17 protein-coding genes are annotated in these 23,009 nt (G+C 70.3%); 9 read left to right on the top strand and 8 right to left on the bottom strand.

Going from position 1 to position 23,009, the window contains the following annotated elements:
- Positions 1 to 40 precede the first annotated feature (40 nt).
- The gene (locus QRX50_RS14935) at positions 41 to 487 is read left to right on the top strand and encodes a hypothetical protein (RefSeq protein ID WP_285972541.1); all 447 of its coding nucleotides are present in this window, start codon (positions 41 to 43) and stop codon (positions 485 to 487) included.
- Positions 488 to 506: 19 nt separating this feature from the next.
- Positions 507 to 1,982, top strand: coding sequence for a hypothetical protein (locus QRX50_RS50295; protein WP_434533272.1), 1,476 nt, complete (start codon positions 507 to 509; stop codon positions 1,980 to 1,982).
- Between the two features lie 6 nt (positions 1,983 to 1,988).
- Here the strand turns inward: QRX50_RS50295 and ilvA are convergent, their stop codons facing one another.
- Positions 1,989 to 3,194, bottom strand: coding sequence for a threonine ammonia-lyase (gene ilvA / locus QRX50_RS14925; protein WP_285972540.1), 1,206 nt, complete (start codon positions 3,192 to 3,194; stop codon positions 1,989 to 1,991).
- A 96-nt stretch (positions 3,195 to 3,290) separates the two neighbouring features.
- On the opposite strand from ilvA, the gene QRX50_RS14920 reads away from it, so the two are divergent.
- Complete coding sequence (locus QRX50_RS14920) at positions 3,291 to 3,590, top strand: hypothetical protein (RefSeq protein WP_285972539.1); 300 nt, start codon at positions 3,291 to 3,293, stop codon at positions 3,588 to 3,590.
- A gap of 321 nt (positions 3,591 to 3,911) precedes the next feature.
- Here the strand turns inward: QRX50_RS14920 and QRX50_RS14915 are convergent, their stop codons facing one another.
- The 5 genes from QRX50_RS14915 to QRX50_RS14895 all read right to left on the bottom strand — a co-directional run bounded on the left by QRX50_RS14915 (position 3,912) and on the right by QRX50_RS14895 (position 10,486).
- Positions 3,912 to 5,069 carry a cystathionine gamma-synthase gene (locus QRX50_RS14915; protein WP_285972538.1) on the bottom strand — a complete coding sequence of 386 codons (1,158 nt, stop codon included), beginning with the start codon at positions 5,067 to 5,069 and terminating at the stop codon, positions 3,912 to 3,914.
- Positions 5,070 to 5,190: 121 nt separating this feature from the next.
- Positions 5,191 to 5,928: a hypothetical protein gene (locus QRX50_RS14910; RefSeq protein ID WP_285972537.1), complete on the bottom strand. Its 738-nt coding sequence runs from the start codon at positions 5,926 to 5,928 to the stop codon at positions 5,191 to 5,193.
- 85 nt (positions 5,929 to 6,013) lie between these two features.
- Complete coding sequence (locus QRX50_RS14905; protein WP_285972536.1) at positions 6,014 to 6,541, bottom strand: hypothetical protein; 528 nt, start codon at positions 6,539 to 6,541, stop codon at positions 6,014 to 6,016.
- A gap of 714 nt (positions 6,542 to 7,255) precedes the next feature.
- A complete protein-coding gene (locus QRX50_RS14900) occupies positions 7,256 to 8,899 on the bottom strand; it encodes a hypothetical protein (protein ID WP_285972535.1) in 1,644 nt (547 codons plus the stop codon).
- Between the two features lie 216 nt (positions 8,900 to 9,115).
- Entirely contained in the window at positions 9,116 to 10,486 is a 1,371-nt protein-coding gene (locus tag QRX50_RS14895) for a cystathionine beta-synthase (RefSeq protein WP_285972534.1), read from the bottom strand.
- A 202-nt stretch (positions 10,487 to 10,688) separates the two neighbouring features.
- Here QRX50_RS14895 and QRX50_RS14890 point away from each other — a divergent pair, with 202 nt between their 5' ends.
- A complete protein-coding gene (locus QRX50_RS14890) occupies positions 10,689 to 11,909 on the top strand; it encodes an acetyl-CoA C-acetyltransferase (protein WP_285972533.1) in 1,221 nt (406 codons plus the stop codon).
- 181 nt (positions 11,910 to 12,090) lie between these two features.
- On the opposite strand, the gene QRX50_RS14885 is transcribed toward QRX50_RS14890, so the two are convergent.
- Positions 12,091 to 13,647, bottom strand: coding sequence for a DHA2 family efflux MFS transporter permease subunit (locus tag QRX50_RS14885; RefSeq protein WP_285972532.1), 1,557 nt, complete (start codon positions 13,645 to 13,647; stop codon positions 12,091 to 12,093).
- A 328-nt stretch (positions 13,648 to 13,975) separates the two neighbouring features.
- Complete coding sequence (locus QRX50_RS14880) at positions 13,976 to 14,842, bottom strand: Bax inhibitor-1/YccA family protein (RefSeq protein WP_285972531.1); 867 nt, start codon at positions 14,840 to 14,842, stop codon at positions 13,976 to 13,978.
- Between the two features lie 331 nt (positions 14,843 to 15,173).
- Here QRX50_RS14880 and QRX50_RS14875 point away from each other — a divergent pair, with 331 nt between their 5' ends.
- From QRX50_RS14875 to QRX50_RS14855, 5 genes are all read left to right on the top strand, one after another.
- Entirely contained in the window at positions 15,174 to 16,679 is a 1,506-nt protein-coding gene (locus tag QRX50_RS14875) for a SpaA isopeptide-forming pilin-related protein (RefSeq protein WP_285972530.1), read from the top strand.
- 16 nt (positions 16,680 to 16,695) lie between these two features.
- Positions 16,696 to 17,403 carry a class F sortase gene (locus QRX50_RS14870; RefSeq protein WP_285972529.1) on the top strand — a complete coding sequence of 236 codons (708 nt, stop codon included), beginning with the start codon at positions 16,696 to 16,698 and terminating at the stop codon, positions 17,401 to 17,403.
- Positions 17,404 to 17,746: 343 nt separating this feature from the next.
- On the top strand, positions 17,747 to 19,738 hold the full coding sequence (locus tag QRX50_RS14865; RefSeq protein WP_285972528.1) for an SDR family oxidoreductase: 1,992 nt from the start codon (positions 17,747 to 17,749) through the stop codon (positions 19,736 to 19,738).
- Between the two features lie 121 nt (positions 19,739 to 19,859).
- The gene (locus tag QRX50_RS14860) at positions 19,860 to 21,074 is read left to right on the top strand and encodes a coiled-coil domain-containing protein (RefSeq protein ID WP_285972527.1); all 1,215 of its coding nucleotides are present in this window, start codon (positions 19,860 to 19,862) and stop codon (positions 21,072 to 21,074) included.
- Between the two features lie 430 nt (positions 21,075 to 21,504).
- On the top strand, positions 21,505 to 22,704 hold the full coding sequence (locus QRX50_RS14855) for an IS110 family RNA-guided transposase (RefSeq protein ID WP_285972526.1): 1,200 nt from the start codon (positions 21,505 to 21,507) through the stop codon (positions 22,702 to 22,704).
- The last annotated feature ends 305 nt before the right edge of the window (positions 22,705 to 23,009 follow it).

Raw genomic sequence — 23,009 nt, 5'->3', positions numbered from 1 at the left:
GGCCGCCCGAAAAGTCCGAACGATCAGGAGGACACGACCGATGCCGTTCAAGTGGCCGGAGCTGGACCCGATCCAGCAGAACGAGCTGCTGGGTGAGATCACCACGGCCGTGGTCGAAGCCCTGCCGCCGGGCTGGCAGCAGGTGATGATCGACTACCGCATGGTCGGCCGCAACGTCGACGTCGCAGTCGGGGTGAAGGACCCCAGCGGCACGTTCCGCCCGTGGGACCCGCCGGTCGACGTGTGGAAGATGTTCCAGCGCCTGCGCGGCGGCATGTACACCGAGGGCGAGGGGACGTGGTTCTCCGCGCGCTTCGGCATCGAGCCGCCGAGCCGGTTCACGATCCAGTACAACTGGCGCAACGAACCGGACTTCGACCCGTACCCGGCCGCGGAGCAGTTCGCGATCGAGCAGGAGCGGTTCCCCCGCACCGAGGAGTTCATGCCCGACTGGTTCCGCGAGCGGCTCGCCGCCGCCGGCAACTGACACCACCGCGGGAGACGCATTGAGCCAACCGCCGGTACCCCTGAGCCCGGCCCAGCAGCAGGACCTCGTCCAGCGGATCGGCCAGGCGTGCGCCTCGGCCGTGCCGCCGGGTTGGCGGCAGCTGCGGGTCGAGTACCGGGCCGTGGGGCGGCACGTCGAGGCCGACGTCGTCACCACGGCCCCGGACGGACGCGACTACCCGGCCCGCCCGCACCCCGAGGCCGTCCGCCTCCTCGCCGTCCTCCGCGGCGGCATGTACCGCCGCGGCCGCGGCACCTGGCTCAGTGCGACGCTCCTGTTCACCCCGCAGCACCCACCGCGCCTCGACTTCCGCCCGGACGTCGAGCCGGTCTGGCGCCGCCCGCCCCCGCAACTCGGCTTCCAGGACGAACTGCGGTTCTTCCCGCGCTCGGAAGCCTTCATCCCACCTTGGCTGCGAACCCGCGCGGGCCTGCCACCCCTCCCGGCGCCGTGGACGCCCGAGGCGCCGCCGCCACCGCCCGCCGCGCCGACACCTCCCGCCGGCGCACCTGCCGCCCCGCACCCGGACGCCGCTACCGCGCCACCCGCGGACCAGCGCACGGCAGCCGCGCAAAAGGACACCGCTGCACAGCAGGGCGGCGCGCCAACTCCCGTTGTGCCGGCGTCTCACACCGACGCACCTGCCGCACCTCGACAAGGTGCCGCCACGGCGGCGGACGAAAGCGCAGCCCCCGCCTCGCCGCAGGAGAACACCGGGACAGCGCTTGCGAGCACCCCCGCGGCTCAGCAACAAGGCATGACCGGTGAAGCAGCCACAGCGCCGCCAGAGGGCGCCGCTGCACCGGAGCCAGACGGTGGCGCAACGCCCGCGACTCAGCAGCGAGGCACGCCGGTAGATGCAGCCGCCGCACGGTCAGAGGGCGCCGCCGCACTGGCACCGGACGGTGGCGCAGCGCCCACAGCTCAGCAGCACGGCGCGCCTGCGTCCCTGTCGGCAGCCGAGGAAGCAGCCTCCGTACCGCCCGCGGACACCGCCCTGCCAACACCGGAACGTGCCGCTGCTCCCGAGGAAGCAGCCGGCCCCGCCGCGCCGGCTGGGCACGGCGTCGCCGATCCGCCGGCGACGACGGCGGCCGAGATGCGGACGCCGCGGGTCTACGACGGGCTCGACGAGGCCGGGCGGCCAGTGGTGGAGCGCGAGGCGCTGCCCGAGGCGGAGCGCGAGCGGGTGCTGGCCTACCTCGAGTCCGCGCCGGCTGTGTTGGCGTCGCGGAGTTTCGACGTCGACGCGTTCGAGCCGGGGCGCGCGGACGTGGTGCCGTTGACGTTCCGGACCGATGGCAGCTGGGTGTGGCCCGGCGCCGTCGCGTACTACCTGCGGGAGCACGCCGTGGCGCCGGACCCGGAGCTGCTGAGCCACATTCGCGGGCAGCGGTTCGAGGTGCCCGACGTCGGGGAGCCGGCGTGGCAGCTGGCGCTGGCGGCGGTCACCGGGGAACAGCCAGTCCACTGAGGACGGTCACGAGACGATGGTGAAACCGGCGTCGGCGAGGGCGGCCTCGACCTGCTTGCAGTGTTCGGGGCCGCGGGTTTCCAGGGCGAGCGCCACGTCGACCTCGCCGAGGGCGAGGCTGCCCGAGATGCGGGAGTGCTCGACGTCGAGGACGTTGGCGCCGAGCTCTTTCACGCACGTCAGCACGGAGACGAGCGAGCCGGGCCGGTCGGGCACGCGCAGGTGGAGCTTGAGGTAGCGGCCGCCGGCCGTCATGCCGTGCTGGATGATCTGCTGGAGCAGCACGGGGTCGACGTTGCCGCCCGACAGGATCGCCACCACCGGCGGCTCGAAGGCGCCCGGGTGCTGCATCAGCGCGGCGACCGTCGCGGCGCCGGCGGGCTCGACCACGAGCTTGCGCCGCTCGAGGCACAGCAGCACCGCGCGGGACAGTGACTCCTCGCTGACCGTGACGACGTCGTCGACCAGCGAAGACACGTGCGCGTAGCTGACCGGCCCCGGCTCGCCGACCGCGATCCCGTCGGCCATCGTGTGCAGCTCGCGCAGGCGCACGGGCGAGCCGGCCGCCAGCGAAGGCGGGTACGCGGCGGCGTCCTCGGCCTGCACGCCCACCACGCGGATGTCGGGCCGCAGCCCCTTCACCGCCGCCGCGACGCCGCCGACCAGGCCACCACCGCCCGTGGCCACGAGCACGGTCTTCGCACCGGGCACCTGCTCCAGGATCTCCAGGCCGACGGTGCCCTGCCCGGCGATCACGTCGACGTGGTCGAACGGGTGGATGAACACCGCCCCGGTGCGCTCGGAGAACGCGATGGCCTCCGCCAGCGTCTCTTCGAGGACGGCACCGTGGAGGTGCACGTCGGCACCGTAGCCGCGGGTGGCCGCGAGCTTCGGCAGGGGCGCGCGCAGTGGCATGAAGACCGTCGACGAGATCCCCAACAGCGAAGACGCCAGCGCCACTCCCTGCGCGTGGTTGCCGGCGCTCGCCGCCACGACGCCGCGAGCGCGTTCCTCCTGGGTGAGACCGTGGATGCGGGTGTAGGCGCCGCGGATCTTGAACGACCCGGTGCGCTGCAGGTTTTCGCACTTGAGGTAGACCGGGCCGCCGTGTAAGCGCCGCAGGTCGCGGGCATGTTCCATGGGGGTCACCCTGGTGATGCCCTCGAGGAGCTTGCGCGCCTCCTCGATCCGCTCGATGCTGACCAGTTCCATAGGTCGCGATGATGCCACCGACGGATGGCCGAGGTACCACCGCCGCAGGACCGGTAGTCTGATAACGGCAACCTCACGTGATCAGGGAGTGCGACCATGGCCCGCGGGAAAAACGCGACGACCGCTCGCGGGATGCGCGCGACCCGTTCGGCCGGTGTCCTGCCCCTGGTGCTGGGCGTCGCGTCCGCCGTCGCCCTCACTGGCGCCGCCTACTTCACCGTCGACGCGGCCGGCTGCGGCGCCCACTCCCAGTACATCCGCCACGACAACCACGTCGAGCTCGTCGGCGGCTGCATCGACGGCTCCGAGCTCCCGACCGCGCCCGCCGAGCAGCAGGAGGCCGTCCACCACTCCATGCACACGGCGGGTCCGCAGCCGAGCAGCTACCGGCCCTGACGGGTCTGGACCTCTCCTCCGAACCCCGCGCTTCGAAATCCGCGCGGGGTTCTTGTGTGCTGAGGTCCGCTCGATTCACCGGCTCGTGGCCGCCCAGAGGCACGCGCCCGTCCGAGGTAGACCCGGGTTATCCACAGCAGATCCCGCCGGCCCCGAGTTGTCCACAAATTTCCAGATCACCGTTTTCGGGCCGGTGACCTCGGTAAACTGGAACAGGGCAGTCCCCCCGAGGAGGGCGGGGGCTGTGCCGACCGAGTGAGTAGCCATCGCAGAAACCCCGCACCACGACAAAGTGGCACGGGGTTCCGCGAGAACGCCGGCTCAGCCCAGCGCAGCAGTGAGGTCGGCGACCAGGTCGGTGCCGTCCTCGATGCCGACGGAGAGGCGCAGCAGGTCGGCCGGGACCTGGAGCGTGGAGCCCGCCGTGGAGGCGTGGGTCATGCGGCCCGGGTGCTCGATGAGGGACTCGATGCCGCCCAGGGACTCGGCCAGGATGAAGAGCTTGGTGCGCGACGCGACGGCCAGCGCGGCCTGCTCGCCGTCGGCGTGGCGGAAGGACACCATGCCACCGAAGCGGCGCATCTGCTTGGCCGCGACCTCGTGGCCGGGGTGATCGGGCAGGCCCGGGTAGTAGACCTTCGAGACCTTCGGGTGCTTGGCGAGCGTCTGCACGATCAGCTCGGCGTTGTCGCTGTGCCGCTCCATGCGCAGCGCCAGCGTCTTCAGGCCGCGCAGCGTGAGCCACGCGTCGAAGGGGCCGGGAACAGCGCCGGCGGCGTTGCGGAGGTAGAACAGCTGCTCGCGGACCTCGTCCTCGTTGGTGAGCACGGCCCCGCCGACGACGTCGGAGTGGCCGCCGAGGTACTTGGTCGTGGAGTGGACCACGATGTCGGCGCCGAGGGCCAGCGGCGTCTGCAGGTAGGGCGTGGCGAAGGTGTTGTCGACGACCAGGCGCGCGCCCGCGTCGTGGGCCACGCCGGCCAGCGCCGCGATGTCGGCGATGCCGAGCAGCGGGTTGGTGGGCGTCTCGCACCAGATCAGCTTGGTCTCGGGCCGCAGCGCCGCGCGGACCTCGTCGACGTTCGCGAGGTTGGCGACGGTGTGCTCGATGCCCCAGAGGCTCAGCACCTTGTCGATCAGGCGGAACGTGCCGCCGTACGCGTCGTTGCCCAGCACCAGGTGGTCGCCCGGGCGCAGGGTCGTGCGCAGCACCGCGTCGGACGCCGCCATGCCCGAAGCGAACGCCAGCGCGTGGCGGGCGCCTTCGAGCGAGGCCAGGGCCTGCTCCAGCGCGGTACGCGTGGGATTCGCCGTGCGGGAGTACTCGTAGTCACCCTCGCGGGTGCCGCCGACGCCGTCCTGCGCGTAGGTCGACGTCTGGTAAATGGGCACGATAACGGCGCCCGTCCGCGGATCGGGCTGCTGCCCGGCGTGGATGGCGCGTGTTTCGAAACCCAGCACGGAGTAGTCGTCGACCATGGTTCCAGGGTACGGCCCGGTACCGACAATCCCGCCAGGTGGGATGGAATTCACGCCTGCCTCACCTGTCGTCGCAGGTCCCGCCAGTGCGGTCCCACGATGCGCCGGAGGGGACCGTTCGTCACCAGCCTTGTTGCGGAGGGTAGGTGCCCGGGTACTGCGGCTGCGCCGGTGTGCCGAGTCCGACCCACAACTGGGTGGGCTTGACGATCGCGAGGACCAGCGTGGCCACCGGCGGGATGAGCGCGACGAGACCACTCGCGATGCCGTAGCCCAGGAACTCGGCCGACGCACCGAGCGCGCCGACGCCTGCCGTCGACAGGATCAACGAGATCACGGAGAACGCGATCGAGACTCCGCAGCCGATGATCACACACATCCGGCCCGCCGGCTTGTGCATGATCAGGGCGATGGCGCCGTAGAGCAGCAAACCGGCGAGCGCGAGATCGACGACCAGCGAGACGATGAAGAGCACCTCGGTACCGTGCAGCGTCGACAGCCCGACGATCGACCCGATCACCCCGAGCAGCGCGACGATGCCCCCCAGGATCGCCAGCACGGCCGCGGTGATCGCGGTTCCGCCACCCGGCTTCTGCTGGAGCACGCCCGGGCCGCCCGGGTACGCGGGGAACGGCTGGCTCGGCTGTCCGTACTGCTGGGGGTATTGGCCGGGCACGGGCTGCGGTCCCGAGTACGGCTGACCCGGCATCGGCTGCGGACCGGAGTACGGCGCCGACTGCTGGCCCGGGTACGGCTGGCCGTAGGGCTGCTGGCCGGGGAAGGGTTGTGGGCCGGAGGGCTGCTGACCGTATGACTGCTGCGGATTCTGCCCCTGGCCGGGGTTCTGGGGATAGCTCACGGAAGTCCTCGGGAATCCGGCCCCCACCGGCTGCGGGGAGATGTCCTCGTATCGTGCCAGGCCGGAGACGTTTTCGGGGCGCGAATCACCACTGTCCGGGCACGCAGGTCCGGTACCTGAGATACGAGAACGTCGGGCGCAGCGCCGCCAGCACCAGCACGAGCGGCGCCAGCACCACCAGCACGGCCCGGTCGACGGCCGCGAACCCGTTCAGCGCGAAGACGACCTCGAAGTAGGCCGCGTAGCCGCCGTTGCCGAGCGTCGGCTCCAGCAGGATCGCGCCGATGGCGATCACCGCGCCGAGGATCAGCAGCACGGCGCCCGCGGTGGCGCGGAAGATCGTGGCGAGCGCGCCGACGAGCAGGAAGAGGGCGGCACCCAGGTAGCCGCCGAGGTCCACGAGTGTCCACACAGGAAGGTCACCGAGACTGAACCCCGAAGGGATGTCGATGAACAACGTCACCGGCAGGTAGCCCGCCGCCCCGACCGCCACGAGCCCCAGCAACGCCGCGACCAACGCCGTCGCCCCCGACGGACGGCCGCGCCGCGCCGGCGGTTCCCCGTGCGCGCGACCTGACCGCTGCTGCGCTGGAGATCCGTACGGGCCGGTCAACTCTGCTCCCCCTCGGGCCGAAGGCGAAAACGAACGGCTCACCCTAGCCCGGAAATCGCGATCATGGACGGGAAATGGTGAAGCGATGAAGAACCGGTGCCCGTTTCGCTCAGGTCAGGCAATGGTTCAAGATCAGAAGGGTGGGCTGTTAGTGGAAAACAGCATTTCTCAATTTCCGGCAAAGATCGGCTGTGTGGGTGACCAGGTGCGGCGTCGGCGGCTCCGCGCTCCCGGAGCGCAACGGGATAAGTGCCGACAGTGGGGAAATGGCCCGCGAAGACCGGGCGTGGGCCGGCTTGGGTGGGTGCGGCTCGCGATACCGAACGGTATTCGACAAGCCTCGACTATCTGATCCTGGACAAGCCCGGCACCGCATCGCGAAACCGAACAGCACTCGACGGCGAACGACCGTTACGACGGAACTCAGCGACTCGCCACGGCTTCTCCGCTTAGCTTCGGCCACCGACAGCAAGCTCCTGCAGCCCAGAACGCGACACCCGACCGAAGCCGCCCTCAGCACGAGCACCGCCCTGGACACGGCAGCACAAAGACGAACGCGAGTCGACCTGCGAGCAGGCGGCCGCAGCGATTGCCCGGCAGCGGCGCAAACGCGAGCGCGAGCCGACCCGGCTGCAGAGCCGAAGAGCCGCCGGACAGCAAAAGGCCCCTTCGATGCCATGCACCGAAGGGGCCTTTCACACGAAGCTCAGCTGGTCACCACTGCTGTTGCTGCGGCGGCTGGCCGTAGCCCGGGGGCTGCTGCCCGGGCGGGGGGCCGTAGCCCGGGGGCGGCTGCTGGCCGGGCTGGCCGTAGCCGGGGGGCGGGCCGTAGCCGGGAGGGGGCTGCTGACCGGGCTGACCGTAACCGGGCTGGGGCTGGCCGGGCTGGGGCTGGCCGGGCTGGGGCTGGCCGGGCTGGGGCTGGCCCGGCTGCGGGAAACCGCCGCTGCCGGGCTGTTCGCCGGGCTGGCCGTAGCCGGGCTGCGGGGGCTGGCCGTAGCCGCCGGGCTGGGGGAAGCCGCCGCTGCTCGGGTTGGGGGTGCCGGGCTGCTGGCCGAAGCCGGGCTGGCCGAACGGGGGCTGTTCGCCGGGCTGACCGAAGCCCGGCTGACCCGGCTGACCGGGCTGACCCGGCTGACCGCCGAAGCCCGGCTGGCCGAAGCCCTGCTGCGGCTGGCCGAAGGGGCCCGGCTGGCCGAAGCCACCCGCACCACCCGCGGGGCCACCGAAGCCGCCCGCGCCGCCCGGGGTGCCGCCGCCGAGACCGACGAACTGGGCGGTGGGCGGGATGAGGCCGAGGAGCCCGACGATGAAGATCAGGATGCCGAAGACGAGCGTCGGCATGCCGATACTGTCGGCGCCCGTGTTGCCGGCCTGGTCGAGGAGCTCCTGGTTCGGCGTGGAGCCGGCGATGAGCAGGACACCGAAGACGCCCAGCAGCACGCCGCCCACGGCGACCACGATCGGCACGATCTTCTTGATCCCGCCGCCGAGACGGCCGGCCAGGATGAGCCCGGCGCCGCCCGCGATGGAGACCACCGCGCCGACCAGGACCATGATCACGTAGAACCAGATGGCGCCCGGCGAGGCGAGGCCCGACTGGCTGAGCAGCTGATCGACCTGCGCGTCACCGGCCTTCTGGCGGGCCAGGTCGAGGCTGGACGAGTAGTCGCTCGCGTCGCCCATGTAGAGGAACGACCAGATCAGCGACAGCACGCCCAGCAGCGCCACGACGCCACCGGCGATGAAGCCGTACATGCTGTTGCCGCCACCGGACGCGACGGGCGCGGCGCCGAAAGCCGGCGGCGCTCCGAAACCGCCCGGCTGACCCGGCTGGCCGAACCCGCCCTGCGGCGGAGCGCCGAAGGCACCCTGGCCCTGGTCGAACCCGCCCGGGGCACCGAAGCCCTGCGGCTGGCCCGGCTGGCCGAAGCCACCAGGAGCGCCAGGAGCACCGGGAGCACCCGGAGCGCCGGGCTGTCCCCCGAAGCCCTGCTGGCCGAACCCGCCGCCCATGGCTGCGGGGTTGTCGGCCGCGCTCGGCGGCGGGGAGTACGGGATGGCCGGCGGCTGCGAGCCGGGCGGGACGAGCTGCGTCGACTCGGCGCCGAAGTGGCTTTCGCCTCCGGCGTTCGCGTCACCGGGCCGCACGACCTGCGTGGGCTCGGGGGCTTCGCCGAACAGTCCGCCTTCACCCGAAGACGGGGCCGACGGGTACGGCTGGCCCGGCTGGACCACCTGGGTCGGCTCCGACGCGCCGAAAGGACTGTCCTGCTGAGGTGTGGGACCACTCGGTGGGCCCTGCGGCGGCTGCTCGCCGCCGTCCCCGGGCTGGTTCGGTGGCTGCGGAGCACTCATGTGGGTCTTGAACCCCCTTGACGAGGACGCGAAAAAGTTCTATCGCGCCCACGCTATCGGATAGCGGGGCAGGGCGCTCGGAACGCCCCGGCCCGCGTAGCCCATTTACCAACCCGACCGGAAGTAGACGGGAACCTAACCGGACGGTGCTGCATCCGGCAACCATCCCGGCCGTGACTGTGGTCGGATTGGTGAAGAAGAGCGCAGTGCCTGCTCCTAGCGCCCGGCGAGGAACCCGAGCAGATCGTGCCTGGTGACGACACCCGCGGGCTTGCCGTCGATCAGCACCAACGCGCCGTCCGCGCCCTCGAGCGCCTTCATCGCGGAGCTGACCTGTTCGCCGGCGCCGATCGTCGGCAGCGGCGGCGACATGTGCGTCTCCAGCTTGTCCGCGAGCTGGGCCTTGCCGGTGAACAGTGCATCGAGCAGGTCGCGCTCGTTGACCGCGCCCACGACCTCGGCGGCCATGACCGGCGGCTCCGCGCTGACCACGGGCATCTGGCTCACGCCGAACTCCGACAGGATCGCGACGGCCTCGGCCACGGTCTCGTTCGGGTGCGTGTGCACGAGGTTGGGCAGGGAGCCGCTCTTCTTGGTGAGCACGTCGCCCACCGTGGCGCCCGAGGAGTCGGGCGGGAGGAAGCCGTAGGACGACATCCAGTCGTCGTTGAAAACCTTGGTGAGGTAGCCGCGGCCGCCGTCGGGCAGGAGGACCACCACGACGTCGTCCTCGGTCAGGCCCTCGGCGAGCTTCAGCGCGGCGGCCACGGCCATGCCGCACGAGCCGCCGACCAGCAGGCCCTCCTCCACCGCGAGGCGGCGGGTGATGTCGAACGAGTGCGCGTCGGAGATCGGGATGATCCGGTCGGCGATGCCGCGGTCGTAGGTCTCGGGCCAGAAGTCCTCGCCCACGCCTTCGACCAGGTACGGCCGCCCGCTGCCGCCGGAGTAGACGGAGCCCTCGGGGTCGGCGCCGACGACCTGCACGCGGCCGTCGCTGGCCTCCTTGAGGAAGCGGCCGGTGCCGGAGATCGTGCCGCCCGTGCCGACGCCGGCGACGAAGTGCGTCACCTTGCCCTCGGTCTGGCGCCAGATCTCGGGGCCGGTGGAGAGGTAGTGGCTCTCCGGGTTCGCGGGGTTGGCGTACTGGTTGGGCTTCCAGGCGCCGTCGATCTCGCGGACGAGGCGGTCGGACACGTTGTAGTAGGAGTCGGGGTGCTCGGGCGCCACGGCCGTCGGGCACACGACCACGCGGGCGCCGTACGCGCGCAGGACGTTGCGCTTGTCCTCGCTCACCTTGTCCGGGCAGACGAAGACGCACTTGTAGCCCTTGCGCTGCGCGACCATCGCCAGGCCCACGCCGGTGTTGCCCGACGTCGGCTCCACGATCGTGCCACCCGGCTTGAGGGCACCCGACGCCTCGGCGGCCTCGATCATCCGCAGCGCGATGCGGTCCTTCACGCTCCCGCCCGGGTTCACATACTCGACCTTCGCGAGCACCAGCGGCTTGAGCCCCTTGGTGAGGGAGTTCAGCTTGACCAGCGGGGTGTTCCCCACGAGGTCGACGATGTGCTCGGCGTACTCCACGACTGCGCTCCTGCCCTTCCGCGCCGGATCTCGGCGGCGAGGCCCAGCCTAAACGCTGGACCTGCGGCGCTGTCCACTCAGGCGGGCCGCCCGATAGTGGTCCACGTCGCCTTCGGCTTTGCGGGAGGCGGGACAGGCGGCACTATGGTGAGCAACCGCTTAGCGCCCGCCCGTTGTCACCGACCCGAGGAAGTGTCACGCCATGCCCGAAGCCGTCATCGTCTCCACTGCCCGCTCCCCGATCGGCCGTGCCGCCAAGGGCTCGCTGGTCAGCATGCGCCCCGACGACCTCGCCGTGCAGATGATCCGGGCGGCGCTCGACAAGGTGCCGCAGCTGGACCCCGCCGACATCGACGACCTGATGCTCGGCTGCGGCCTGCCTGGCGGCGAGTCCGGGTTCAACATGGGCCGCGCGGTGGCCGTCGAGCTCGGTTACGACCACCTGCCTGGCTGCACGATCACCCGGTACTGCTCCTCCAGCCTCCAGACCACCCGCATGGCGATGCACGCGATCAAGGCCGGCGAGGGTGACGTCTTCATTTCCGCGGGCGTCGAGGCCGTGTCGCGCTTCGCGAAGGGCAGCTCGGACTCCTGGCCCGACACGCACAACCCGCTCTTCTCCGACGCCGAAACGCGCACGAAGACCACGGCGGAGTCGGGCACGGACAGCTGGACCGACCCGCGCACCGAGGGGAACGTCCCCGACGTCTACATCGCCATGGGCCAGACCGCCGAGAACCTGGCGCGGCTCAAGGGCATCACGCGCGAAGAGATGGACGAGTTCGGCGTGCGCTCGCAGAACCTCGCGGAGAAGGCGATCGCCGACGGCTTCTGGGCCAAGGACATCACGCCGGTCACCCTCCCCGACGGCACCGTCGTGTCCAAGGACGACGGCCCGCGAGCCGGCGTCACCATCGAGGGCGTGTCCGGCCTGAAGCCCGTGTTCCGCCCCGACGGCCGCGTCACCGCCGGCAACTGCTGCCCGCTCAACGACGGCGCCGCCGCCGTGATCGTCATGTCCGACACCAAGGCGCGCGAGCTCGGCCTCACGCCGCTGGCCCGCGTCGTGTCGACGGGCGTTACGGGCCTGTCGCCGGAGATCATGGGCTACGGCCCGGTCGAGGCCTCGAAGCAGGCACTGGCCCGCGCGGGGATGTCCATTTCGGACATCGACCTCGTCGAGATCAACGAGGCGTTCGCCGCGCAGGTCATCCCGTCCTACCGCGACCTGGGCGTCGACCTCGACCGCCTCAACGTCAACGGCGGCGCCATCGCGGTCGGCCACCCGTTCGGCATGACGGGGGCGCGGATCACCTCGACGCTGATCAACTCGCTGCAGCACCACGACAAGCAGTTCGGGCTGGAGACGATGTGTGTCGGTGGCGGGCAGGGCATGGCGATGGTGCTGGAGCGCCTGTCCTGACGTAGACCGCTTTATCGAGCTGGACGCGGAAAAAGGGCCGCTCGCGACTTCGGTCGCGGGCGGCCCTTTTCGCGATGACGCTGGCGGACAACGCGCGCAGCACAAGCAAAGCCCGGTCGCACAAAGGAAAGGGTCGCCCCCGACAAACGCGAAACGGCCCTCCCCCGTGAAGCAAAACCAGTCAGTGCAACGGCGCCGCCGGCACCGGCGCGGCCGCGTCGTCCGAGCCGGTGGACGGGGGCGACGGGATGAAGCGCCGGTTCGGCAGGAAGGCGGCGGGCACCAGGCAGACCGCGAGGATCACCGTGGCGATGAGGAAGGGCGTCGCGAAGGCGCCGGCGGCGAGGGCGGACGCGGCGGTGTGCGTGGCGGGGTTCAGGGTGGCCGCGGTGGCCGCCAGCTGGCCCTCGTTGGTCGGGACGCCGAAGCGCGAGCCGAGCAGGGCGGCCAGCACGATGGACATGATCGCGGAGCCGATGGCGCCCGACGTCTGCTGCAGGATGCTCGTGGTGGTCGAGGCCTTGGCCATGTCCTCGGAGCGCAGCGTCTGCAGGGCGGCGGACGTGATCGGCATCATCGTGCAGCCCATGCCGAGGCCCATGACGAACGCGGCCGACAGCAGCAGCGCGTACGGCGTGGTCGACGTGACCTGCGTGAACGGCACCATGCCCACCACGATCAGCGCCAGGCCCGGCAGCACGATGCGACGGGCGGCGAACTTGTCGAACAAGCGGCCCGCGATCGGCATCATGATCATCGCGCCGAAGCCCTGCGGTGCGAGCAGCAGGCCCGCGTGCAGTGCTGATTCGCCGCGCACCAGAGTGAAGTACGTGGGCAGCAGCAGCATCGCGCCGAAGAAGCCCATGCAGAACACCGAGAGCGTGATCATCGAGACCGAGAACGTCCGGTTGTGGAACAGGCTCAGGTCCATCAACGGGTCGGCCACTCGCAGTGCGCGCAGCACGAAGCTCACCAGCAGCAAGATGCCCGCGATCGCCGGCAGCCACACCTCGATCGCGGTGACCGTGCCCGTGGACGGGATCCGCGAGACGCCGAAGATCAGGGCCGCGAGGCCCGGCGACACCATCAGCAGGCCCGCGAAGTCGAAGCGGCCCGACTTCGCCGCCTTGTCCTTCGGCAGCAGGTGCAGCGCCAGCACGAACGCGATGACGCCGATCGGCACGTTGATGTAGAAGATCCAGCGCCAGCTCACGGCGTCGACGAGCCAGCCGCCGAGGATCGGGCCGCAGATCGGGCCCAGCAGCATCGGCACGCCGAGCACCGACATCACGCGGCCGATGCGCTGCGGACCCGCCGTGCGCGTCAGGATCGTCATGCCCGCGGGCATCAGCATGCCGCCGCCGAGGCCCTGCACGACGCGGAAGATGATCAGCGACTCGACGTTCCACGCCAGCCCCGCCAGCATCGACCCGACCAGGAACGTGCCGATCGCCAGCAGGTATAGCCGCTTGGTGCCGAACCGGTCCGACGCCCAGCCCGTGACCGGGATGACCGTGGCCAGCGCGAGCATGTAGCCGGTCGCGACCCACTGGATCGTGTCGAACGACGTGGAGAACTCGATCGTGAGCTTCTGCAGCGCGACGTTGACGACCGTGGTGTCGAGGATCGCCATGATGGCGCCGAGCACCACCACGGAGGCGATCTTGAGCACGCCGCGGTCGAGTTTGTCGTCGAGTCCGGCAGCGCCCGGCGCGGCCGGACTCGGTTGTGCGGACATGCGGTGGACCATCCCCATCGTTCGAGAGCAAAAGGACACGCGAGCCCCAGGTCGGGTCCCCCTTGCGTGACTTCGTCGAGGCTAGAGGACGCCACCGACAAAAAGCCATCGATTTCGCCCGTAGCACGACGTAGACGACTTTTCGCACTCTCCGACCGGCCGCGGAAAGTCCTCCACCTGCACGGACGCGGCCAGGAATTGGTCCTGCACAAGCACTCTGCGTACGCGCTCCGTCGCGCGAAGAGCCATTTCCCCGCGTACAAAACGCGTACACAGAAAAGGCGCCCCGTAGTACACGGAGCGCCTTCTCGGGAGTCCTACGCGAGTGCTAATCGCGTAGGTAGGACAACAGCCGCAAGATCTCGAGGTACAGCCACACCAGCGTGGTCATGAGGCCGAAGGCCGCGAACCACGCCCACTTGGCCGGCATCCCCGAGCGGATCATGCGGTCGGCCTGATCGAAGTCGAGCAGGAAGCTGAACGCGGCGATGCCGATGACCACCAGGCTGAAGATGATTGCGATCGGCCCGCCGCCGCGCAGCGGGTTGAAGCCGAAGAACAGCGAGGTGAGGAGGTTGACCAGCATCAGGACCACGACGCCACCCACGGCCCCGACGATCCACTTGGTCAGCTTCGGCGTGACCTTCACGGCGCCGGTCTTGTAGACCACCAGCATCGCGATGAACACACCCGCCGTGCCGATCAGCGCCTGCAGCGCGATCCCCGGGTAGAGCAGCTCGAACAGCCCGCTGAGCGCACCGAGGAAAATGCCCTCGGCGGCCGAGTAGGCCAGCGTGAGCGGACCGCTCGCCTTCTGCCCGAAGATGATCACGAGCGAGAGGACCAGGCCCACGATCAGGCCGCCGAACAGCGCGCCGAGCAGCGCCCCGCTCATGCCCTCGACGCGGCCGAGTGAGTCGGTGACGAGCTGGGTCTGGGCCCAGATCGCCGTGAGGACGCCGAACACCAGGGCGACGCCCAGCGAAAGTCCGGTCTTGACGACGACGTCGTCGACCGTCATCGGGCGGTCGGCGGAACCGGCCGCCATCTGCCCGGGACCGTAGCCGGGCACACCGCCCTGGCCCTGAGGAGTGCCGTAGGGCCGCTGGTCGAAGCCCACGTTCGGCCCGTACTGCCCTGAAGCGGCCGAACCGCGGGACAGGTTGCGGAACGCCGGGTTGCTACTGGAACGCACCTGATCCTCCTGGATCTGCTGGCACCTTGCATGGGGTTCAACGACCGCTCGGGCCTGCTGGTTCCCGTCGAGACCGTCAAGTAAAGGAGACTTTACCCTTTTGCCCGATCAGGGGACCGGACCCGCGCCGGGCTACACCGTATGCGACCGAGATCACGACCGTTCACCGCAGGTCACCCGATGGCCCCTAGACAATCCGGGTGATCAGCCGCGAACCTTCACTTCGCGTGTTCGGAATGTGACCGAAGGCGTGTCGGGGAGTTGTTCGATCGTGTGACCTGCGTCGACGCAAAGGCGTCACGGCAGAGCATGTTGAAGGAGTCAACACACCATGGGGTGGTCTTCACGCCCGCGCGCTCGCCTGCGCGCGGCCGCCGGTCTGGTCGCCACGGCCGTGCTCGGCGCACTCTCCCTCACCGCAATCGGCCCGACCGCCGCCGACGCCGCGACCCAGCAGGGCATCGGGGTCGAGGTCCCGGCCCAGCGGTTCGACAACAAGGACCACAGCGGCAACTGGCTCGGGTCCTACCTCGTCGCCGGCAAGCAGGTCTTCTGCGTCAGCTTCCAGCTGAAGGCGCCGGACTCGAACGAGAAGTACAAGCCCGGCGACAAGCTGCTCACCAAGTGGGGCGACGAGATCCCCGCCGACAAGGCGGCCGACATCTCGTACCTGCTGCTGCGTTACGGCGACACCAAGGACGCGAACGTCGCCGCCGCGCTCGCGCACCTGCTGCACTCGTGGACCTCCGCGCCGCGGCCCGGGCACGACGACCTCAACCAGGCGCTGCCCGCGGACAAGATCGGTTACGACATCGACATGCACCTGCAGGGGCTGAAGGACAAGGCCCCCACGGCGTATGACGACGTCGCCGAACTGACCTCCGACGCCGAGGCCAACCGCGGCCCGTGGACCGCTTCGGTCACGCCGCCGAAGGAAGACCAGCACCTCGGCACCGCGGCGACCTGGACGGTCACCGTGAAGAACGCCAAGGGCACCGGCGTCCCCGACGTCGCGGTGAAGCTCGACGCCACCGACGCGACGCTGACCACCGGCAGCGGGTCCGACTCGCAGGACGACGCGCAGGCCAGCGACACGGCCGGCGGTAGCGCGACCGTCCAGGGCGCGCAGACGGAGACCACGCTCAAGACCGGCGCCGACGGCACGATCTCGGTGAAGCTCACGCCGACCGGCGACCAGCCGAAGCTCGCGATGTCGCTCTCGGCCCCGGCCGACCGGCCCTACGTGCAGAACCCGGTGAACACCGGCATCCAGAACGTGGTGTCCACCGGCGGCGAGAAGACGCTGACCGCGGAAGGTGTCGTCGCCGTCGCGAAGCCGGGCAAAGTCCAGGTGACCAAGACGGACGCGAAGACCGGCAAGGGCATCGGCGGCGCGACGCTGCGGATCACCGGCAAGGACAAGAAGTCCGCCGCCACCGGGCAGGACGGCAAGCCGCTCGACGGCCCCGACGGGCAGCCCGTGGTCGTCACGACCGCCGGCGACACCGGCGCGGTGACCGTGGACAACCTGTTGGCGCCGCAGGACATCTGCGTCGTCGAGGTCAACGCGCCGCCGGGCTACGAGAACGCGTTCGACCCGAAGAACCCGCCCTCGGTGTGCGGCTCATTGAAGCCGGGCGACACACTGGCGCTCACCGTCGCCAACACGCCGAACGAGGTCCCCCATGCGATCCCCGCGGGCGACCAGCCGGTGGCGATGGCGAAGGGTGCCGTCGAGACGAGCTTCTCCACGCCGGGGCTGATCGGCCTCGCGGTGCTCGCGCTCGTCGGTTCGGGTCTGGTCGGGTTCGCCGCGCGGCGCGCGTCCCGGAGGTAGTGAGAGCGGAACAGGTATGGCACGCAAGAGCCGGTTGATCACCGGTTTCGTCCTCGGCGCGGCGAGCGTTCTCGTGGTGGAGCTCGCCACCGTCGTGATCAGCGCACCCCCGATGGCGGTGGTGGCCGGCAGTGCTCAGCCGGCCGCCGCCGCCCTCGCGGGTTTGCGGCCGGCTGCGCCTTCGGAGGCGCCTTCTTCGGCGCCTCCTCCGACGCCGTCGTCCACCGCTCCTGCCGCACCGCCGCCGGCCGCGCCGGTGGAGCACAAGCAGCCCCCGCTCGCACCGCAGAAGCCGGGCACGCTCCGGCTGCCCGGCGGCGGGACGGCCGCGATGGTGCGCCAGGGCCTCGGCCCGGGCAACACCCTGCCGGTGCCGTCGGACATCGGGCAGGCGGCCTGGTGGGGCGCGGCGCTCGACGCGGTGAGCGGCGCCAGCGTCTTCGCGGGGCATGTGAACTGGAAGGGCGCGACGGGACCGTTCGCCGAGCTGTGGAACGAGCGCATCGGCGGCGAGGTGACCATTGTGGACAGTGTGGGAAAGACGTCGAAGTACCGGATCTCGCAGCTGGTCACCGTGCACAAGGACGATCTGCCGGGCCGCGCCGACGACCTCTTCGGGCAGGCCGGGCCGCACCGGGTGGTGCTCGTGACGTGTGGCGGCCGGTGGGTCGGCGGGACCGACGGGTACGAGGAGAACCGGGTCGTCGTCGCGGATCCGGTCTGATCCTTTTCAACGAGCTTTCACCGGGCCCTTCGACAACGGTGCCCCGGCGGGATTTCGCCGGGGCACCGGTTTTCTGCCTTTTTCTCCCTGCGCGGCGGGCAACCGCGTGCAGTTCGCGTGGTGCGAGGGGACCGTTCGCGCTGCGCGGCGGGTGTCGCGAACGGTCACCTCGTGCCACTCATCGGGACACCGGTGCCGGCAAAAGGTGCCCTCGACCTGCGGGACCCGGGTTTCGCGACAAGTTACTAGCGAGTAACATCACTCGGGCGCGCTGTGGTCAGCGCGGCGTCCATGCAGCAGAATGCGGCAAGGGTCCAGCGGTGTACGGCGGAGGGTGATGGAAATGGCGACGTTCTTGGTGACAGGTGCGACCGGGTTGATCGGCCGCCAGTTCACCCGGCTGCTGCTCATGCGGCCGGACGCGGAACGCGTCGCCCTCGTGGTGCGCGCGTCGTCGAGGGAGAAGCTGGCGAAGCTGGTCGACGGGTGGCCGCATGCGGACCGCGTGACGCTCGTGACCGGCGACCTCGGCGAGCCGATGCTGGGCGTGTCCGAGGAGGACCGCGACGACCTGCGCGGCGTGGACCACGTCGTGCACCTGGCCGCCCTGTACGACATCACCGCCGACGACGAGACCAGCATCAAGGCCAATGTGGACGGTACGCAGCACGTCGTCGACCTCGCCGCGGACTTGCGCGCCGGCGCGCTGCACCACGTGTCGTCGGTGGCCGTGGCCGGTGATCACGAGGGCCTGTTCACCGAGGACATGTTCGATGTCGGGCAGCGGCTGATCACGCCGTATCACCGCACGAAGTTCGAGGCCGAGAAGCTGGTGCGCGAGCAGCACGAGGTGCCGTGGCGCGTGTACCGGCCGGCTGTGGTGGTCGGTGACTCCGACACCGGCGAGATGGACAAGATCGACGGCCCGTACTACCTCTTCCCCGCCATCAGCAGGCTGGCCGGGCTCCCTGACGTGCCGATCGTCGGGCCGGACCTCGGCGACACCAACGTGGTGCCGGTCGACTACGTGGCCAAGGCGCTGCTGGAGCTGGTGACCACGCCGGGCCTCGACGGGCGTGCCTTCCACCTGGTGAACCCCGAGCCGCAGCCGGTGGTGTCGGTGTACAACGCGTTCGCGCGGTCCGCGGGGGCGCCGACGATCACAGTGCAGCTGGGCGACGGCTTCTCGAAGGGGATCCTCGGGCTGGTCAAGCTCAGCGAGCACATCCCGGGCTTCACGATCGCGCGCGACGCGGTGATGGAACGCCTCGGCATCCCGCCGGTGCTGCTGGAGACGATGGCGTTCCCGTCGGTGTTCGCGTCGACCGAGACGCGCAAGGCGCTGGCGGGCACGGGCGTGGAGGTGCCGCGGCTCGAGGACTACGCCGCCACGCTGTGGCGCTACTGGCGCGAGCACCTCGACCCGTTCCGCGCCCGCAAGCACGGCCCGCGCGGTGAGCTGGACGGGCGGCGCGTGATCATCACCGGCGCGTCTTCGGGCATCGGGAGGGCGACCGCGTTGAAGGTCGCGGCCGCGGGCGGCGTGCCGCTGCTGGTGGCACGGCGGCAGCACGAGCTGGAGGAGGTGCGCGACGAGATCATCGCGGCCGGCGGCACGGCGTCGGTGTACCCGGCGGACCTGACCGACGAGGACTCGGTGCACAAGGCCGTGGACGCGATGCTGGCCGAGCACGGCCGGATCGACATGCTGGTGAACAACGCGGGCCGCTCGATCCGCCGGTCGATCAAGCTGTCGTACGACCGCATGCACGACTACGAGCGCGCGATGGCGATCAACTACTTCGGCGCGGTGCGGCTGATCCTCGCGGTGCTGCCGCACATGTCGGAGCGGAAGTTCGGGCACATCGTGAACGTGTCGTCGATCGGCGTGCAGGGCATCGCGCCGCGCTTCTCCGCGTACGCCGCGTCGAAGGCCGCGCTCGACTACTTCTCACGGATCGCGGCGACGGAGACGCACGGTGACGGGATCACGTTCACCACGATCCACATGCCGCTGGTGCGCACGCCGATGATCCGGCCGACGAAGATCTACGACGCGTTCCCCACGAAGTCGCCGGAGCAGGCGGCCGACATGGTCATGAAGGCGCTGATCGCGCGGCCCAAGCACATCGGCACGCCGGCGGGGCAGGCCATCGGGCTCACCTACACGCTGGCACCGGGCCTCACCGACGCGATCGCGTACCAGGGTTTCCGCATCTTCCCCGACTCGACCGCGGCCGGCGGCTCGGGCCGGCTCAAGATCGGCCGTGGCGAGAAACACCTGTCCCGGGCGGCGATGGCGCTCGCGCGACTGTCGCGCGGGTTCCACTGGTAGTCACGGTGCGTTTCGAGGGTGAGGCCGTTCAGGGGACGATCACCAGGTAGGGCCCGACACGTGGCGGTGAATCACCAGTCCTGACGCCGACGACACAAGGTGCGCGAGTACGGTCGGGCCCATGGTTCCCGAGCGAGACAACGGCCTCCTGCCCCTGCGGCGCGAGTACACCCAAGCCTGGCACGGCTTCGACCGCAACGAGGTGCGCCAGTACCTCGATCACATCGAGGCGCAGCTGCGCCGGCTGCTCAGTGATCGCGACTCGTCGGCGACGCAGGTCGCCACGCTGTCGCGCGAGCTCGAGGCCGCGCGCGGCGAGGTGACCAAGCTGCAGGGCCGCGTCGAGGAGCTGATGAAGCCGCCCGAGCGGCTCGAGGACCTGGATGAGCGCATGCAGCGCACCGTGCAGCTCGCGCAGGCGCGCGCGGACGAGATCACCAAGCGCGCGCAGGTGGCGGCGGAGAAGCACTGGGCTTCGTCCACCGAGGCGTCGACGAAGCTGCGCGAGCGCTACACGCGCTTGGTGTCGGAGCTCGACAAGCAGGCCGAGGCGCTGCACTCCGAGCACGAAGAGGCTTTGAAGGAGACGCGCGCCGAGGTGCAGCGGCTCACCGTCGAGGCGGCGCAGCGCCGGGAACTCCTCGACAACGAAGCCGAGCGCAAGCGCCGCAAGATCGAGCGCGACTTCGACTCGAAGATCATCGCCGAGCGCAGCGCGCACGAGAAGCTGATCGCCGATCAGCGCACGGCGAGCAAGAACCAGGCCGAGCGCCGAATCGCCGAGGCGACGGCCGAGGCCAAGCGCCGCGTCGACGAGGCCACCACGGAAGCCAAGCGGCGCCTCGACGAAGCCACCACGCAGGCCGCCCAGCGCACCACCGCGGCCACCCGCAAGGTCGAGCGCCTCGCCGAAATCCGCGAGCAGGCGCGCAAGAACCTGGCGATGGCGGACGAGGTGCTGAAGAACAGCGAGAGCCTGCTGGCGGCCCTTCCGGCGGAATCGGTGATCCCGTCGGCGTCGAAGCTGGTGGGTGGGGATGATCCGGCTACTTCTTCTGGTTCGACCAAGCCTGCTGGTTCTTCTGGTCCGGCCAAGTCCGTGCCTGCCCCGGCCGCTTCCGCCGCTTCCGCCAAACCCGCTGCGGCACCGGCACCGGCTCCGGCACCCACGCCGAAGCCCGTTCCGGCCCCGAAGCCGAAGCCCGCGGTCGTCTCGGTCGACTCCCCGACCACCCCGGCCCCGACGGTGAAACCCAATCCCGCTCCGGCAAACGGCAACAGCAATGGCTCTACGCCTGAGCCGGTCTCCCAGGCGGCAGGCAAGTCCAACTCCTGATCCACGCTTCACGACCGAAGGCCGCTCCCCCTCAACCGGGGAAGCGGCCTTCGTCGTTTCTCACAGCGGCGCGAGCCTCTGTCAACCCCCGCCCCGCAGTTGTTCACAGGCCGCCGCCTATCCGCAGGAAATGCCGGATTCCCTTGCTACCAGCGGGTTTTGTCGGGGGTGGCCGATAGACTGGACGTGGGACGCCCCCCGTTACCTTTTTCGTAATTCCTGACTAAGGAGCTGTGGTCACCGGGTCCGGCATGACTTTGTCCCCCAGTCGCACGCATGATCCGGGGGGGGGTGGTGTCACCGGACCTGGTGGCATCGACCGACCGCTGATAGGGACACGGCCACCGCTGGGTAGGTCTCGTCGTAACGTGGGTGCCGGCGCTCGATGCCTGACTGGTGACCACTCGCGGCGAACGACACGGCATGGTGGATGAGCAGCAGTTTCGGGGTATTTCTCGGTCTGGACGTCGGCAAGGACTCCCACCACGCGGTCGGTCTCGACCCGGACGGCAAGCGGCTGCATGACGGGCCGCTGCCCAACAGCGAACCGAAGCTGCGAGCCTTGTTCGACAAGCTCGCTGCGCACGGAACACTGCTGGTCGTGGTCGACCAGCCGGCCACGATCGGGGCGTTGCCGGTCACGGTCGCCCGCGCCGCCGGTCACCAGGTGGCTTACCTGCCCGGACTGGCGATACGCCGCATCGCCGACCTCTACCCAGGCCGCGCCAAAACCGACGCCCGCGACGCGTTCGTCATCGCAGACGCCGCCCGCTCCCTGCCGCACACGCTGCGCCCGGTCGATATCGGCGACGAGGCCTTGGCCGAGCTGGAGGTGCTGGCCGGGTTCGACGACGACCTCGCCGGCGAAGCCACCCGGATCAGCAACCGCGTCCGCGGCCTGCTCACCGGCATCCATCCTGCCCTCGAACGCGCCATCGGCCCGAGGATCAGCCACCCGGCTGTTCTGGAAATCCTGTCCCGCTGTGGCGGGCCCGCCGGCATCGCGAAGGCCGGCCGCCGCAAACTCACCGCGATCGCCAAGGTCCACGCGCCGCGCCTGGGCGACACGCTGATCGAGGCGATCATGACCTCGCTGGCCGAGCAGAGCGTCACCGTCCCGGGCAATGCGGCCGCGGACACCGTGCTCCCCAAGTTGGCCGACAGCCTGAAAACCGTTCTGCAGCAACGCAAACAGGTCGCCGAGCAGGTTGAGGGGATACTCGATGCGCACCCTCTTGCCAGGGTCCTGACTTCGATGCCCGGCATCGGCGTCAGGACCGCAGCCCGCATCCTGCTCGAGGTCGGCGACGCCTCGAACTTCAAATCCTCGGCGCATCTGGCCGCCTACGCCGGCATCGCCCCGGTCACCCGCAGCTCCGGCACCAGCATCAAGGGCGAGCACCCGGCCCGGACCGGCAACCGCTTGCTCAAACGCGCGTTCTTCCTCGCCGCGTTCGCCTCCTTGTCCGACCCAGCCAGCCAGACCTACTACGACCGCAAACGAGCCGAAGGCAAGAAACACAACGCCGCACTCATCTGCCTGGCCCGCCGCCGCTGCGACGTCCTCTACGCCATGCTCCGCAACGGCACCCACTACCGCCACCCCGAACCCGCCCCGGCCGCAGCTTGACAACCACATAGGGACACCCCCGGAGGAGGGCGGGGTTCCGGCAAAGTCGGCGGGTGTTCGGGGGTGGATGCCGAGCGGGATGACCGAGCGGGGTGGTGTCGCCATCGAACCGACCGGTCACCTGGCGCACGGCCGTCTCGTCCACGGCGACGTATCCGCCCAACCGCATCGACACGCGCACCCAGCAACACCGGCGCAGGCCGGTGAGGGCCTCGTTTGCCCATTCCCTGATCGGGGCGAACAACCACCGCCACCACCGCCGCCGCCGCCGCCAAAGAATGCCGCACCCGACGCCAGGCCCGCGG

Source organism: Amycolatopsis sp. 2-15 (genome assembly GCF_030285625.1).
Taxonomy (GTDB): Bacteria; Actinomycetota; Actinomycetes; order Mycobacteriales; family Pseudonocardiaceae; genus Amycolatopsis; species Amycolatopsis carbonis.
This window is presented reverse-complemented; position numbering and strand designations above follow the sequence as displayed.

Excerpts from the sequence above, each read along its gene's own strand:
- QRX50_RS14935 (WP_285972541.1), top strand. The coding sequence starts at position 41 with ATGCCGTTCAAGTGGCCGGAGCTGGACCCGATCCAGCAGAACGAGCTG.
- ilvA (WP_285972540.1), bottom strand. The coding sequence starts at position 3,194 with ATGGAACTGGTCAGCATCGAGCGGATCGAGGAGGCGCGCAAGCTCCTC.
- QRX50_RS14920 (WP_285972539.1), top strand. The coding sequence starts at position 3,291 with ATGGCCCGCGGGAAAAACGCGACGACCGCTCGCGGGATGCGCGCGACC.
- QRX50_RS14915 (WP_285972538.1), bottom strand. The coding sequence starts at position 5,069 with ATGGTCGACGACTACTCCGTGCTGGGTTTCGAAACACGCGCCATCCAC.
- QRX50_RS14900 (WP_285972535.1), bottom strand. The coding sequence starts at position 8,899 with ATGAGTGCTCCGCAGCCACCGAACCAGCCCGGGGACGGCGGCGAGCAG.
- QRX50_RS14890 (WP_285972533.1), top strand. The coding sequence starts at position 10,689 with ATGCCCGAAGCCGTCATCGTCTCCACTGCCCGCTCCCCGATCGGCCGT.
- QRX50_RS14885 (WP_285972532.1), bottom strand. The coding sequence starts at position 13,647 with ATGTCCGCACAACCGAGTCCGGCCGCGCCGGGCGCTGCCGGACTCGAC.
- QRX50_RS14875 (WP_285972530.1), top strand. The coding sequence starts at position 15,174 with ATGGGGTGGTCTTCACGCCCGCGCGCTCGCCTGCGCGCGGCCGCCGGT.
- QRX50_RS14870 (WP_285972529.1), top strand. The coding sequence starts at position 16,696 with ATGGCACGCAAGAGCCGGTTGATCACCGGTTTCGTCCTCGGCGCGGCG.
- QRX50_RS14865 (WP_285972528.1), top strand. The coding sequence starts at position 17,747 with ATGGCGACGTTCTTGGTGACAGGTGCGACCGGGTTGATCGGCCGCCAG.
- QRX50_RS14860 (WP_285972527.1), top strand. The coding sequence starts at position 19,860 with ATGGTTCCCGAGCGAGACAACGGCCTCCTGCCCCTGCGGCGCGAGTAC.
- QRX50_RS14855 (WP_285972526.1), top strand. The coding sequence starts at position 21,505 with ATGAGCAGCAGTTTCGGGGTATTTCTCGGTCTGGACGTCGGCAAGGAC.